Here is a 14079-nt window from a genome sequence, read left to right as displayed (position 1 = left end):
GGTTTAAGTAAGCAGGTTTTCCAGCGTGCGGCGGTAGATATTCTTCAGCGGATCGACGAAGCGCAGTTCGATATGCTCGTCGATCTTGTGAATGCTGGCGTTCGGGGGGCCGAATTCTATCACCTGAGGGCAGATCTGCGCGATAAAACGGCCGTCCGAGGTGCCGCCGGTGGTCGACAGCTCGGTGTCAACGCCGGTTTCCGACTTGATCGCCGACGACAGCGCATCGCTCAGCGTACCGCGCGGGGTCAGGAAGGGCAGGCCGCTCAGCGCCCACTTGATATCGTAGTGCAGATGGTGCTTGTCGAGGATGGCGTGCACGCGGCGCTTCAGTTCTTCGTGCGTGCTGGCGGTCGAGAAGCGGAAGTTGAAGTCGATCACCATCTCGCCGGGAATCACGTTATTGGCGCCGGTGCCGGCGTGGATATTGGACATCTGCCAGGAGGTCGGCAGATAGTATTCGTTACCGTTGTCCCAGACTTCGGCCGCCAGTTCGGCCAGCGCCGGTGCGCCCAGGTGGATCGGATTCCTGGCCAGCTGCGGATAAGCGATATGGCCTTGCACGCCTTTGATGGTCAGCTTGCCGGACAGCGAGCCACGGCGGCCGTTCTTGATCATGTCGCCCAGCGTTTCGTCCGAGGTCGGCTCGCCGACGATGCAGTAATCCAGGGTTTCGCCGCGCTCTTTCAGCATATTGCAGACGATGACCGTGCCATCGGTGGCCGGGCCTTCTTCGTCGCTGGTGATCAGGAAGGCGATCGAGCCTTTATGGTCGTCATGTTTGGCAATGAATTCTTCGCAGGCCACCACGAAGGCGGCGATCGAGGTCTTCATGTCGGCCGCGCCGCGTCCATACAGCTTGCCGTCGCGATGGGTTGGCGTGAAGGGCTGCGAGCGCCATTGCTCGACCGGGCCGGTTGGCACCACGTCGGTATGGCCGGCGAATACCATCAGCGGCGATTGCGTGCCACGGCGGGCCCACAGATTGGTCACACCGTTCGAGACGATGGTTTCGCACTTGAAGCCGAGAGGCGTCAGCAGGTCGATCAGATGCTGCTGGCAGCCTTTGTCGTCCGGGGTGACGGAGGACAGGGAGATCAGCTTTTCGGTCAGCGCCAGGGTCTTGGAAGGAGTCATGTCAGCTATTTATCAGCTATTTATCAGCTATTAAGGATTTGTTGGTACTGCGCGTCGGAGAAACCGACCGAGAAGGCGCCGTCTTTGTCCATCACCGGACGCTTGATCACGGATGGGTTCTCCAGCATCAGCGCGATGGCCGCTTCGTCGTCTACGATGGATGCCTTGCGCTCATCGGACAGCGCACGCCAGGTGGTGCCCTTGCGGTTCACCAGCACATCGCGCGACAGGTGCTTCAGCCAGCCAGCGACGATCTCGCGCGTCAGGCCCTGCTTTTTAAAATCGTGGAAGGTGAACTCCTGCTGCTGGTCGGCCAGCCAGGTACGCGCTTTTTTGACGGTATCGCAGTTCGGGATGCCGTAGAGAGTAATGGTCATGATTCGTCGGGGAAGTTGGACCCGGTAGGATACCATGGCCGACGCCCCGGCCGATAGTTGCAATCTACTTAACGCCGCCCGTATAGCGCTTGCTGGCTGCACCATTCAGGCATCCCAGCGCCACGCCTGTTGCAAGCGCGCTTGAAGATAGTCGATAAAGGCGCGCACGCGCGGTGCGAGGTTCTGGCTGTTGGGGAAGATCGCGTGTAGCGGCGCGGTTGGCATGGAATGCGACGGCAGCACGCGCTGCAGGCGTCCGGCGAGGATGTCGTCGCCCACGTCCCAGATCGATTTGATCACGATGCCAGCCGCCTCCAGCGCCAGTGCATGCGCCGCCTGACCGTCGCTGGTAATGAATGTGCCGCTCACCCGCACCGCTACCTGCTCTTCGCCATGAAAGCGCCATTCCGCCCGCCGCTGGTCGCCGATCAGAATACAGCGATGCTGGGCCAGTTCGGCCGGATGGCTGGGCGTGCCGTACTGCGCCAGATAAGCCGGAGCGGCACAAGCGACGCGGTAGTTGGGCGCCAGCCTGCGCGCGACCAGGCTTGAATCTTCCAGGCTGCCGAAACGGATCGCCAGATCATGCCCGCTTTCCAGCAGATTCAACACGGCATCGCTCAGATCCAGCTGTATCGCCAACTGCGGATGCTGGCGCTGAAAGTCCGCGGCGATGGGCACGATGTGCTGGCGGCCGAATTCACCGGGCGCGGTCACGCGCAGCAAGCCGCTGACTTCACGGCGGCTATGTGACAGCAGCGATTCCGCCTGCTCGATCTCATCCAGAATGCGCAACACGCGCGCATGCAGCAGCACACCTTCCTCAGTCAGCGCCTGGCGGCGCGTGGTCCGCTGCAGCAGCCGCACGCCCACGCTTTTCTCCAGCTGCGCCAGACGCTTGCTGATGACCGACAGCGGCAGATCCAGCTCGCGCGCGGCGGCGGACATGCTGCCTGCGCTGACAATCCGGGCAAAGGCGGCAAGGGCGGGCAGGTCGTCGATCATATTGATTCTTCGCGAAATGGAGAATATCTATCCCTCGATGTGGGCTATTTTCGTGGGATTTCTGTCTCTATTATAGACACATTCACCACCCAACTATTGCTGAAGGAGAGATGATGAAGCTATTCACCGACACTGATGCGGCTGATCCTGGGCGCCGCAACTTCCTGGGGCAAGCCGGCACGCTGGCGGCCGCCGGCCTGCTGGCGCATACGGCAAGCGCGCAAACCTCGCAAGCCGCGCCAGCGCTGGCCGCCAACAACAACGGCGGCTTCTGGCCGAACAACGCGCGCCTGGTGATTTCTATCTCGATGCAGTTTGAAGCCGGCGGCCAGCCACTGAAAGGCACCGACAGCCCGTTTCCGAAAGTGGACTTCCCCGCCAGCGTGCCGGCCGACCTGGTCGCCAACACCTGGTTTGCCTACGGCTACCGCGAAGGCATCCCGCGCATGCTGGACCTGTGGGACAAGCACGGCGTCAAAGTGACCTCGCACATGATCGGCGAAGCGGCACGCCGCAATCCTGAGCTGGCGCGCGACATCGTGCGGCGCGGCCACGAGGCGGCGGCGCACGGGCCACGCTGGAGTTCGCAATATGCGATGAGCCGTGCACAGGAGCGCCAGTTTCTGATCGACGGCACGCGCATGGTGGAAGAAGTGACCGGCCAGCGCCCGACCGGCTACAACGCCAACTGGCTGCGTCGCGGCCCGAATACGCTGTCGCTGCTGCAGGAGCTGGGCTACACCTACCACATCGATGACCTCAGCCGCGACGAGCCCTTCATCGAACAGGTCAACGGCAAGGATTTCATGGTCGTGCCATACACCTTGCGCAACAACGACATCATGCTGATCGAAGGCCGCAACTATTCACCGGGCCAGTTCCTTGAACAGGTCAAGCTGGAGTTCGACCAACTGTACGAAGAAGGCGCCACACGCCGCCGCATGATGTCGCTCAGCACGCATGACCGCATCAGCGGCTCGCCGCAAATGGTGCGGATGCTGGACGAGTTCCTGCGCTACGCCAAGTCGCATCCAGGCGTGATCTTCATGCGCAAGGATGAGATAGCGCGCTTTGCGGCAGGCAGGGCGGACACGCTGCGCGAAACTGAAACCATTTGATAGTACGAGGACATGATGAGCAAACTCGAAGGAAAAAAAGTACTGGTGGTCGGTGGCAGTTCTGGCATTGGCGAAGCGGCAGCGCGGGCGCTGGCGGAGCTGGGCGCGCAGGTGGTGATCGCCTCGCGCGATCCGGCCAAGCTACAGGCTGCGGCAACGCGGCTCGGCGATGGTGTACGCACCGCCGTTCTCGATACGGCCAGTGATGCAGGCGTGGAAGCGTTCTTCGCGGCGCAGGGCGAATTCGACCACGTTGTCGTCTCTGCCGCGCAAACCTCATCCGGACCGGTGCGACAGTTGCCGCTGGTGGATGCCTACGCGGCGATGAATAGCAAGTTCTGGGGCGCTTACCGCGTGGCGCGCTCGGCCCGGATTGCCGAAGGCGGCTCGCTGACGCTGGTGTCTGGCTTCCTCAGCACCCGTCCCGGCAAGACCTCGGTGCTGCAAGGCGCGATCAACGCTGCGCTGGAATCACTGGCGCGTGGCCTGGCGCTGGAGCTGTCGCCTGTTCGCGTGAATACCGTATCGCCAGGGATGATTGCCACGCCATTGTGGTCAGGTGTGAGTGACGAGGCGCGCAAGGCCAGGTTCGACGCCGTTGCTGCGCGGCTGCCGGTGCAGCGCATGGGCCAGCCGGAAGATGTGGCCAACGCCATCGTCTATCTGGTGACCACGCCTTACGCCAGCGGCTCCACCGTGCTGGTGGACGGCGGTGCGGCGATCGCCTGAGCTTAGGTGTTGAGAGTGAACTCGGTGAACGAGGCTTCGCTGCTGGGCGGCTTGGCTTCCGGCTCGGCCTGGGCTTTGCTGTCCGGCCCATTGTTGAGCAGCCACAGCAGATTGGTGGCGGAATCGGCGTTGGCCAGCGCCTCGTCCTGGCTGACCTGGCCGTCCTGCACCAGTTTCAGCAAGGCCTGCTCGAACGATTGCGAGCCGGGCGACATGCTTTTCTCTATCGCCTCCTTGATCTGGCCGATTTCGCCTTTCTCGATCAGGTCCGAGATATAGCGCGTGTTGACCATGACCTCTACCGCCGCCGAGCGCGCGCCGCCGCTGGCCGAGCGCACCAGCCGCTGCGACACAATCGCCTTGACGGTGCTCGACAAATCCTGCAGCAGGGCAGGGCGGTTCTCGATCGGATAAAAACTGATGATGCGGTTTAAGGCGTTGTAACTGTTATTGGCGTGCAGCGTCGCCAGCACCAGATGGCCCGACTGCGCATAGGCCAGCGCCGCCGCCATCGTCTCTTTGTCGCGGATCTCGCCGATCAGGATGCAATCCGGCGCCTGGCGCATGGAGTTGCGCAGCGCGGTGGCAAAGTCGGTCGCATCGCTGCCGATCTCGCGCTGGTTGACGATGGATTTTTTGTTCTGGAACAGGTATTCGATTGGGTCTTCCAGCGTCAGGATATGGCCGGAACGCAGTTCGTTGCGGTGATCCAGCATCGACGCGATGGTGGTCGACTTGCCGGAACCGGTCGAACCGACCAGCAGCAGCAAGCCGCGCTTTTCCATGATCAGTTCCGACAGGACCGGCGGTAGCTGCAAATCCGCCAGCACGGGAATGCTGGCCGGTACAAAGCGGAACACGGCCGAGATCGAGCCGCGCTGCTTGAATGCGGACAGGCGGAAGCGGCCCAGATTGGGGACCGACACGCCCATATTCAATTCGTTGGTAGTGGTCAGTTCATCCATCTGCGCTGGCGTGGCGATTTCCGCCAGCAGGGCATGGATGTTGTCCGGCTCCAGCTTTTGCTGGTTGATCGGGATGAGGTTCCCGTTGATCTTGATATGCACCGGAGAGTTCACCGCGAAGAACATGTCCGACGCATTTTTTTCCTTCATCAGCTGGAACAGGCGGTCCATGGCCATGATGTGACTCTCCGGTTTTTAAAACAGCAGCTTAAACGCCGCGCAGCAGCTCATTGATGCTGGTCTTGGAACGCGTCTGCGCATCCACACGTTTGACGATCACCGCGCAGTACAGCGAGTACTTGCCATCATCCGAAGGCAGCGAACCCGATACCACCACCGAACCCGAAGGCACGCGGCCGTAAGTCACTTCACCAGTAGCACGGTCGTAGATCTTGGTCGACTGGCCGATGTACACGCCCATCGAGATCACCGAGTTCTCTTCAACGATCACGCCTTCAACGATTTCCGAGCGCGCACCGATGAAGCAGTTGTCTTCGATGATGGTCGGATTAGCCTGCATTGGCTCCAGCACGCCGCCGATGCCCACACCGCCCGACAGGTGGACGTTCTTGCCGATCTGCGCGCACGAACCGACGGTGGCCCAGGTGTCAACCATCGCGCCTTCATCGACATAAGCGCCGATGTTGACGTAGGAGGGCATCAGCACCACGTTCTTGGCGATGAAGGAGCCACGGCGCGCCACAGCTGGCGGCACCACGCGGAAGCCGCCCTTGGCGAAATCGTCGGCGGTGTAGTTGGCGAATTTGGTCGGGACCTTGTCGTAGAACTGCATGGTGCCGTCCGATGGCAGGACCACGTTGTTCTCCAGGCGGAACGACAGCAGCACGGCTTTCTTGACCCACTGGTTGACCACCCAGCTGCCGGTGGCTTTGTCAGCCACGCGGATGGTGCCCGCGTCCAGGCCGGCGAGCACGTGGTTGACGGCGTCGCGCAGTTCGGCAGTGCCGTTGGCTGGGTTGATGTTCGCGCGGTCTTCCCAGGCGGTTTCGATGATGTTCTGGAGTTGTTGGCTCATGATGGACTCAATAATATTAAAGGGACTTGCAGAATTGGACGATGCGCTGCGCCGCTTCCAGGCCTTCCGCCGTTTCGGCGACCAGCGCCATGCGGATGCGGTTGTGGCCAGGATTGACGCCATGCGCCTCGCGCGCCAGGTAGCTACCCGGCAGTACCGTGACATTATATTCGGCGTACAGGCGCTGAGCGAATTCGGTGTCGGACAGGCCGGTACGGCTGACGTCCGCCCACAGGTAGAAACTGGCGTCCGGCAGTTCCACGTCCAGCACTTCCTTCAGCAAAGGCGTGATGGCGTTGAACTTGGCGCGGTATTGTTCGCGGTTTTGCTCGACATGGGTCTCGTCGTTCCAGGCCGCGATCGACGCAGCCTGCACGGCGGTGCTCATGGCGCCGCCGTGATAGGTGCGGTACAACAGGAATTTTTTCAGCACTTCGGCGTCGCCGGCGACGAAACCGGAGCGCATGCCCGGCACGTTGGAGCGCTTCGACAGGCTGCTGAACACCACCAGCCGTGCGTAAGGGCGCTCGATAGTGGCCAGGCCCAGCTGATGAGCGGCCTCCATCGCGCCCAGCGGCGGCTGCTCGCCGTGGTAAATCTCCGAGTAGCACTCGTCGGCGGCGATGATGAAGTTGTAGCGTTCCGACAGCGCGAACAGGTGTTCCCAGTCGGTCAGCGACAGCACCGCGCCGGTCGGGTTGCCGGGTGAGCAGACGAACAGCAGCGCCACGCGCTTCCACACGTCTTCCGGAATGCTGTCGTAGTCGCAGCCGAAGTTGCGCGCCGGGTCGGAGTTGACGAAGTAGGGTTCGGCGCCGGCCAGGTAGGCTGCGCCTTCATAAATCTGATAGAACGGATTCGGGCTGACCACCACCGAGCCGGCATCCTTGTCGATCACCGCCTGGGCCAGCGCAAACAGCGCCTCGCGCGAGCCGTTCACCGGCAGCACTTGCGTGGCGGCGTTCAGCTTGGGCAGGCTGTAGCGGCGCTCCAGCCAGCCGGCGATGGCGGCGCGCATCTCGGGCGTGCCGATGGTGGTCGGATACACGGCCAGGCCGCCGAGATTGTCGACCAGCGCCTGCTGGATGAAGGCTGGCGTCGGATGCTTGGGTTCGCCCATGCCCAGGCTGATGGCCTTGTATTGCGGGTTGGGCGTCACCTGCTCAAACAGCAGACGCAGTTTTTCAAACGGATAGGGGTGGAGCTTGTGGAGAAGTGGGTTCATAGTCCTTGATTATAGCGCCTCAGCGCGCCGCCGGTCATCCATGCTAAATTGTTAAAATATACGAATTCACCATCGCAGGTTCATCACAGGTTCAGATAATGACGGAAAACGAGATCGTGCTGGAAGCGCAGGTCAGCCGCCGGGTCATGGCGGCGCGGCTGGCGGTGGGGCTGGTGCAGGGATTGCTGCTGTATTGGCTGTACGCCGCCTCGCGCGATGTGGCCTGGCCCGCCACCGCAGCGTATTTAATGGTGCCGCTGATGCTGACACTGCTGGTCTGGCCGGTGCTGCTGGTGTCCAGTCTGGGCCATCTGGCGCCGCGCAAGGCCGCCGCCTGGCTGCTGGTCGCGCTGATCGTCCTGCTGGCGCTGGCCACGCATGATGTGTGGCGCGGCATGAAATTCATGCCCCTCCTGAGCAATTGGGAGTACAAGCCGGTGGCGTCGCCGTCGACCCAGCTGGTGTTCTTCAGTGCTGTGCTGTTCTTTATCGCGCACACGCTGGTGATGGCCGGCGCGCATGAGGGCCGGCGCATCGCCAGCTATAACGGCTATTTCGAGGCGGCCTGGAAGCTGGCTATACAACTGTTGTTTTCCACCTTCTTTGTTGGCGCGCTGTTCTTTGTGCTGTACATGGGGGCGGAGCTGTTCATGCTGGTCAAGCTGCGCTTTCTGCGGGAACTGATGCGTGAGTCGTGGTTCAACGTGCCGGTCATCTGCACGGCGTTTTCGTGCGCCATGCATGTCACCGACGTGCGGCCGTCGATAGTGCGCGGCATCCGCACGCTGCTGCTGGTGCTGCTGTCGTGGATTTTGCCGGTGGCCGTGGTGCTGGTGACCGGCTTCCTGTGCACGCTGCCGTTCACCGGCCTGACGGCACTGTGGGAAACCCGGCACGCCACCGCCGTGCTGCTGGGCACCGCCGCGCTGCTGCTGGTGCTGGTCAACGCCGCATTCCAGAATGGCGAAGCGATAGTCGCGCTGCCGCTGCGGGTGGGTGCGCGTACCGCCGCGATCCTGATCCTGCCGGTGGTCATGGTCGGCATATATGCGCTGGGACTGCGGGTGGCGCAGTACGGCTGGACCTCGGACCGCGTCTGCGCCGCCGCCTGCTTGCTGGTGGCGTCGTGCTACGCCATCGGCTATCTGTGGGCGGCCTATCAGTACGACACCTGGCTGCAGCCGCTGACCATGGTGAATGTCTACACATCCCTGCTGATCCTGGCGGTGCTGCTGGCGCTGTTCACGCCGATCGCCGATCCGGCGCGCATTGGCGTGCAAAGCCAGATGGCGCGGCTGGCGAACGGCAAGACCAGCGCCGCCAAGTTCGATTTTCACTATCTGCGTTTTGAGGGCGGCCGCTATGGGCGGGCCGCACTGGAGCAGCTGAAGAACGCCAGCGGCCCGGATGCGGCACTGCTGCAAGCGCAGGCCACTGCCATGCTGGCGCTGGAAGACAGGGATCGCTGGAAGCCGCAGCGGCGCGCGACCTCGCCGGCCGTGGTGGCGGACAACCTGACCGTCTGGCCAGCCGGCGCGCAACTGCCGGCCAGTTTCCTGGCGCAGCCATGGGGCGAGGTGCAGGACGATAGCAAGCCATCCTGCCTTAGCACCAAAGAAGGCAAGTGCGACGCCTTCGTGCTGGACGCAGACGGCGATGGCAAGCCTGAAGTCCTGCTGCTGGAGAAGAAGGGCGGCCGTAGCCAGTTGTACGCCGAGGGCGGCGACGGCAAATGGAGCGCGGCCGGCAGCCTGCGTTATAGCGATGTCGCCTGCAAGCCACTGGTCGAGAAACTGCGCAAGGGCGAATTTACGCTGGCCGCGCCACGCTTCAAGGAGCTGGAAATCGGTGGCAGGCGCGTGGAGTTTCTCCAGGAGCCGGCAGCAGGCGAGACGTGCGACAAACTCAAGTAGCGCCTTGCAGGGGGCAGGCCTGCATATCCTCGCCGAGGCGGCGCGCCAGCTCGCCGCGCAGCAGGTGCAAGCCGCTAATGCGCTGGTCGATATCGGCCAGCTTGCGTTGCAGCGCAGCGCGCAGCTGAGGCGCGGCGGCGTCCGGCTCGGCCAGCAGCGGCAGGTCGGCTTCGATTTCTGCCAGTGTAAATCCGAGCGTCTGCGCCAGGCGGATGTAGCGCAGCCATTCCACCGCTTCCGGCGGATAGTCGCGGTAGCCGTTGGCGCTGCGGCGCGCGCGCAGCAGGCCGCGTTTCTCGTAAAAGCGCAGCGTGTCGCGGCTGATGCCGGTAGCGCTGGCGATTTCTCCAATTTGCATGTTCAGTCTCTGAATATCGCTTGACCCTGGAGTGTACTCCAGGCTTTAGCATGGCCCCATTACTCAACGGGAGAGCCCATGCTGAATATCGCCACTTATCGCCGCATCGTCAGCGCTAGCGCCATCTATGACCTGCTGGTCACCGCGCCGTTTGCCACGCCGTGGAGTTTCGCCTTCGTCCACGCCCGGCTAGACCAGCTCAATCAAACGCTGGGCGGTGCACCGCTGCCGCCCTTCACGCCCTTCCATGTGCTATTCGCCTGCCTGCTGGGCAGCGTGGTGCTGGTGTGGTCGGTGTTGCGCATCCGCGATCCGCAGCCCCTGTATGGCCGCTATGACGGCGTCGCGCGGCTGCTGTTCACCACCTGGATGATCTGGGCGCTGCACGCCACCGGCGCACCGCTGCTATGGCTGTTCATCGTGCCGGAGCTGGCCTGGGGGATTGCTCAGTGGCTGCCGGTCGCTGCAAGCCGGCGGCCACCTGCTTAGGCCGCTTGCGCCAGTTTGGCCGGAGCGCCCCAGACCTGCTGCGCCACGCGCATCATATTGCGGCCCAGGACCAGCTCCGTTTCCATCTCGCTCATGCCGGCGCGGCGCAATGCGGCTGGCAGCGCGCGCCAGACCTCCGGTTGGGTGAAGCTGGGCGGCCGGTCCATGCTGTAGCCGGCCGAAGCTGGCCACCAGTGCACGGGGTCGAAGCCGCCGGGCGGCGTGTCGTCCAGGCCCGGCTGCTGGAAGCAGATATCCAGCCCGATGCCGGCATGGCGCACGCCCACCAGATCGGCGATATAGGCCACATGGCGCGCCACATCGTGCGCATCCGGCTGCTCGCTGCCGAGGAAGAACGACAGGCCCGACACGCACACCACGCCGCCAGTAGCGGCGCACGCGCGTATCTGCTCATCGGTGACATTGCGGCCGTGCTGCACCAGCGTGTAGGGATTGGCGTGGCTGAAAATCACCGGCTGCGTCGATGCTTCCATGATCTCCAGGCTGCACAGCTGGCCGGTATGCGAGCAGTCCATCAGGATGCTGTTGTCATTGACCGCTTGCAGCATGCGGTGGCCCAGCGGCGTCAAACCCTGTGGCGTATCGTGGCAGCCGCCCGCTACGCTGTTGTTGCGGTTGTAGGCGAAGTGCATCTGCCGCACGCCCAGCTGCGCATAGAGTTCCACCATTTCAGGCTGCTCCAGCAGCGGCAGCGCACCTTCCAGATCGAAGGAGATGGCCATGCGGCCGTCGGCGGCGGCCTGGATGATGTCGTCCACGCTGGACACCAGGACGTAGCGTTCCGGATCGGCGGCGATGGTAGCGCGGTAGCCGGCGATCACCGACATCACTTGCGTGAGCGGATTCATGTCCGCGCCGACATTGAGCGAAACGTAATTGACCCCGGCCGCGTGCAGCCGGCGCACCGGCGTGAAATCAGCCAGCGGATGTTGCGGAAGACAGGCGTGAGCGTCCCAGTGGATCATGGTATTTTTCTTTATCAAAACGGCTATTCTGCATGATAATGCATTGCGTGTATTCACCACCGGGGAAATTCTGATGCGTTTATCCTGTTTGCTGCTCTCGGCGCTGCTGGCCGCTGCCGCGCAGGCGAAAGAATCACCAAGAGATCCCTACCTCGACAAGCAAGTCTCGGAGGCTGATATCAAGGCGCTGCAAGGCCGCAGCGACCCTGTCGTGCAAAAAGCGGTGGCTGAGATAGTGGTTGCCGAACCGGCGCCGGAGCCCACTCCGGTGCAGGCGGGCGTGGTGGCGCTCAACCCGATCAAGCAGGATGTGATGAGCGCTGCCTTTGACGAAGCCAAGGTCCCGGATTGCCTGCATTCGGAAGGACTGAAGCGTCAGCCGACGTTTTTCCTGAAGGGTATCCTGAAGCTTCCGTTCGTCCCGATTGCCTATCTGCGAGGGGTGTGCAACTAGCATGCTTTATACTGGCGCCTGTTTAATTGAATTCAGGCCGATATGTCTTTCTCCACCCTGGGCCTAGCACCCTCCCTGCTCAACGCGATCACCGAAATCGGTTATCAGGAGCCGACCGCCATCCAGCGTGCCGCCATCCCCGCCATCCTGCGCGGCGACGACGTGCAGGGCGCGGCGCAAACTGGTTCCGGCAAAACTGCCGCGTTCGCGCTGCCGATGCTGCAAACGCTGCTGGCCAAACGCGGTGGCCCGCGCCGGCTGCATGGCCTGATCCTGGTGCCGACGCGCGAGCTGGCGGCACAGGTGGGGGAGGCGGTGCGCAAGCTGGTGTCGATGCTGCCGACCACTTACAAGGTGCAAGTGGTGTTTGGCGGCGTGTCGATCAATCCGCAGATGCTGGCCTTGCGCGGCGGCGCCGACATCCTGGTCGCTACGCCCGGCCGCCTGCTGGACCTGATCGACCACAACGCGGTACGGATAGAGCAGACCTCGATGCTGGTGCTGGACGAGGCGGATCGCCTGCTGGACCTGGGCTTCAGCGAAGAGCTGAACCGCATTCTTGAACTGCTGCCCCAGCAGCGCCAGAACCTGTTGTTCTCCGCGACCTTCCCGCCGGCAGTGCAAAAGCTGGCCGACAGCATGCTGAAATCGCCTGCGCGCATCGAAGTGCTGTCCGAGGCGGCCAGCCAGCCAGCCATCACCCAGCGCGCCATCAGCGTAGACGTGCCACGCCGCACCATGCTGCTCAAGCACCTGATCCTGGAGCACAAATGGCGTGGCGTGATGGTGTTTGTCGCCACCAAATATGCTTCCGACCATGTGGCGGATAAATTGCGCCGCAATGGCATCCATGCCGAATCCTTTCATGGCGAACTGAGTCAGGGCGCCCGCACGCAAACGTTGACCGATTTCCGTTCCGGCCATCTGCAAGTGCTGGTGGCGACCGATATGGCGGCGCGCGGCATCGACATCGCGCGTCTGCCTGCGGTGGTCAATTACGATTTGCCGCGTTCTGCGGTCGACTACACGCACCGCATCGGCCGCACCGGCCGCGCCGGCGAAAGCGGTACGGCGATCAGTTTCGTCATTGCCGACGCCGAACAGCATTTCCGCCTGATCGAGCAGCGCCAGAATATGCGCGTGCCGCGCGAGGTGATCGCCGGTTTCGAACCGACTGACATCGCGCAAGCGGTCAGCTCCGTCACGGACTTCGTGAATGGCGGCATCAAGGGCAAGCGCAAGAGCAAGAAGGACAAGTTGCGCGAAGCGGCTGCGCTGGGCGCATCGGGCGCGGCGTCCGACGAATAGTCAGCCGCCGCTGGCGTGAAAATGGCGCCGGTAGACGGACGGCGAGGTGCGCAGCGCGGCGCGAAAATGCTGGCGTAGCGACAAGGCCGAGCCGAAACCGGCTTCCTGCGCTACTATCTCAATCGATAGCTCGCTGCTTTCCAGCAGCCGCTGCGCATGCGCCACGCGCTGGTTGAGCAGCCATTGCTTGAACGAGGTGCCGGTGGCGTCGCGGAAGTGGCGCGTGAAATTGCGGCGGCTCATGGCCGCGCGTGCGGCCAGCGCATCGATGCTGTGATGGTCGGCGAGATGCTGGTTGACCCAGGCCAGCACCTGCGCAAAGCGGTCGTCGCTGCCGCTGACCGGCACCGGGCGCTCGATAAACTGCGCCTGGCCGCCTTGCCGGTGCGGCGCCACCACCAGTTGCCGCGCCACGTGGTTGGCCGCTTCGGCGCCGCGTAGCTGGCGCAGCAGATGCAGGCAGCAGTCCAGACCCGCTGCCACGCCGGCCGAGGTCAGCACATCATCATCGACATACAGCACTTCACGATCGACTTCTACAGCGGGATAGCGCTCGGCCAGCGTATCGGCAAAGGCCCAGTGGGTGGTGGCGCGGCGGCCCGCCAGCAGGCCTGCTTGCGCCAGCGGGAAGGCGCCCAGGCACAGTCCGACGATGCGGGCGCCACGCCGGTGGGCACGCTTCAGCGCCTCCAGCAGCGCCGGCGGCGCGTCGCGGCAGTCATCGTGCCAGGTCGGCAGGATGACGATGTCGGCGCGCGCCAGCGCCGACAGGCCATGGCGGATGGTGATATCGAAGCCGCCGGTGGTGTGCAGCGGCGAGGCGTCCGGCGAACAGATGCGGATGTCAAAGGCGGCATCACGGAATACCATGCCGGGCACCGACAGGTGAAAAGGGGTGATGCCGTCGAAGGCGATGACGGCAATCCGATAGCTTTGGGCGGTGGGCGCGTTCATGGCCCGATTATATCGTATGTATGCC

At 63.2% G+C, this 14079-nt stretch carries 15 protein-coding genes; 6 read left to right on the top strand and 9 right to left on the bottom strand.

The window, feature by feature from the left end:
* Nucleotides 1–3: 3 nt before the first annotated feature.
* From dapE to KW842_RS06295, 3 genes are all read right to left on the bottom strand, one after another.
* The gene (gene dapE / locus KW842_RS06305) at nucleotides 4–1137 is read right to left on the bottom strand and encodes a succinyl-diaminopimelate desuccinylase (protein ID WP_218303251.1); all 1134 of its coding nucleotides are present in this window, start codon (nucleotides 1135–1137) and stop codon (nucleotides 4–6) included.
* Nucleotides 1138–1160: 23 nt separating this feature from the next.
* Nucleotides 1161–1514: an ArsC family reductase gene (locus tag KW842_RS06300; RefSeq protein ID WP_218303250.1), complete on the bottom strand. Its 354-nt coding sequence runs from the start codon at nucleotides 1512–1514 to the stop codon at nucleotides 1161–1163.
* Nucleotides 1515–1619: 105 nt separating this feature from the next.
* Nucleotides 1620–2519 (bottom strand): LysR family transcriptional regulator, encoded by a 900-nt coding sequence (locus KW842_RS06295; protein ID WP_218303249.1) that lies wholly within the window; start codon nucleotides 2517–2519, stop codon nucleotides 1620–1622.
* A 113-nt stretch (nucleotides 2520–2632) separates the two neighbouring features.
* On the opposite strand from KW842_RS06295, the gene KW842_RS06290 reads away from it, so the two are divergent.
* On the top strand, nucleotides 2633–3637 hold the full coding sequence (locus tag KW842_RS06290) for a polysaccharide deacetylase family protein (protein ID WP_218303738.1): 1005 nt from the start codon (nucleotides 2633–2635) through the stop codon (nucleotides 3635–3637).
* Nucleotides 3638–3649: 12 nt separating this feature from the next.
* Entirely contained in the window at nucleotides 3650–4366 is a 717-nt protein-coding gene (locus tag KW842_RS06285) for an SDR family oxidoreductase (RefSeq protein ID WP_218303248.1), read from the top strand.
* Nucleotides 4367–4368: 2 nt separating this feature from the next.
* Here the strand turns inward: KW842_RS06285 and KW842_RS06280 are convergent, their stop codons facing one another.
* The 3 genes from KW842_RS06280 to dapC are packed head-to-tail and all read right to left on the bottom strand — an operon-like array spanning nucleotide 4369 to nucleotide 7592.
* On the bottom strand, nucleotides 4369–5508 hold the full coding sequence (locus KW842_RS06280) for a PilT/PilU family type 4a pilus ATPase (protein ID WP_218303247.1): 1140 nt from the start codon (nucleotides 5506–5508) through the stop codon (nucleotides 4369–4371).
* Nucleotides 5509–5539: 31 nt separating this feature from the next.
* Entirely contained in the window at nucleotides 5540–6367 is an 828-nt protein-coding gene (dapD, locus tag KW842_RS06275; RefSeq protein ID WP_218303246.1) for a 2,3,4,5-tetrahydropyridine-2,6-dicarboxylate N-succinyltransferase, read from the bottom strand.
* Nucleotides 6368–6383: 16 nt separating this feature from the next.
* On the bottom strand, nucleotides 6384–7592 hold the full coding sequence (dapC, locus tag KW842_RS06270) for a succinyldiaminopimelate transaminase (protein ID WP_218303245.1): 1209 nt from the start codon (nucleotides 7590–7592) through the stop codon (nucleotides 6384–6386).
* Nucleotides 7593–7690: 98 nt separating this feature from the next.
* Between dapC and KW842_RS06265 the strand changes: the two genes are divergently transcribed.
* Nucleotides 7691–9505, top strand: coding sequence for a DUF4153 domain-containing protein (locus KW842_RS06265; protein ID WP_218303244.1), 1815 nt, complete (start codon nucleotides 7691–7693; stop codon nucleotides 9503–9505).
* Here the strand turns inward: KW842_RS06265 and KW842_RS06260 are convergent.
* Nucleotides 9498–9863, bottom strand: coding sequence for a MerR family transcriptional regulator (locus KW842_RS06260; protein ID WP_218303243.1), 366 nt, complete (start codon nucleotides 9861–9863; stop codon nucleotides 9498–9500). The two genes, KW842_RS06265 and KW842_RS06260, sit on opposite strands and share 8 nt — an antisense overlap.
* A gap of 78 nt (nucleotides 9864–9941) precedes the next feature.
* On the opposite strand from KW842_RS06260, the gene KW842_RS06255 reads away from it, so the two are divergent.
* Nucleotides 9942–10352 carry a hypothetical protein gene (locus tag KW842_RS06255; protein WP_218303242.1) on the top strand — a complete coding sequence of 137 codons (411 nt, stop codon included), beginning with the start codon at nucleotides 9942–9944 and terminating at the stop codon, nucleotides 10350–10352.
* Here the strand turns inward: KW842_RS06255 and KW842_RS06250 are convergent.
* Complete coding sequence (locus tag KW842_RS06250; protein WP_218303241.1) at nucleotides 10349–11338, bottom strand: dipeptidase; 990 nt, start codon at nucleotides 11336–11338, stop codon at nucleotides 10349–10351. The genes KW842_RS06255 and KW842_RS06250 overlap by 4 nt on opposite strands.
* On the opposite strand from KW842_RS06250, the gene KW842_RS06245 reads away from it, so the two are divergent.
* Nucleotides 11337–11792 (top strand): hypothetical protein, encoded by a 456-nt coding sequence (locus KW842_RS06245; RefSeq protein WP_218303240.1) that lies wholly within the window; start codon nucleotides 11337–11339, stop codon nucleotides 11790–11792. The genes KW842_RS06250 and KW842_RS06245 overlap by 2 nt on opposite strands.
* A 42-nt stretch (nucleotides 11793–11834) precedes the next feature.
* Nucleotides 11835–13100: a DEAD/DEAH box helicase gene (locus KW842_RS06240; protein ID WP_218303239.1), complete on the top strand. Its 1266-nt coding sequence runs from the start codon at nucleotides 11835–11837 to the stop codon at nucleotides 13098–13100.
* On the opposite strand, the gene KW842_RS06235 is transcribed toward KW842_RS06240, so the two are convergent.
* Nucleotides 13101–14054 carry a GlxA family transcriptional regulator gene (locus KW842_RS06235; RefSeq protein ID WP_218303238.1) on the bottom strand — a complete coding sequence of 318 codons (954 nt, stop codon included), beginning with the start codon at nucleotides 14052–14054 and terminating at the stop codon, nucleotides 13101–13103.
* Between the last annotated feature and the right edge of the window lie 25 nt (nucleotides 14055–14079).

It is taken from the genome of Duganella sp. sic0402 (assembly GCF_019219065.1).
Classification (GTDB): domain Bacteria; phylum Pseudomonadota; class Gammaproteobacteria; order Burkholderiales; family Burkholderiaceae_D; genus Rugamonas.
This window is presented reverse-complemented; position numbering and strand designations above follow the sequence as displayed.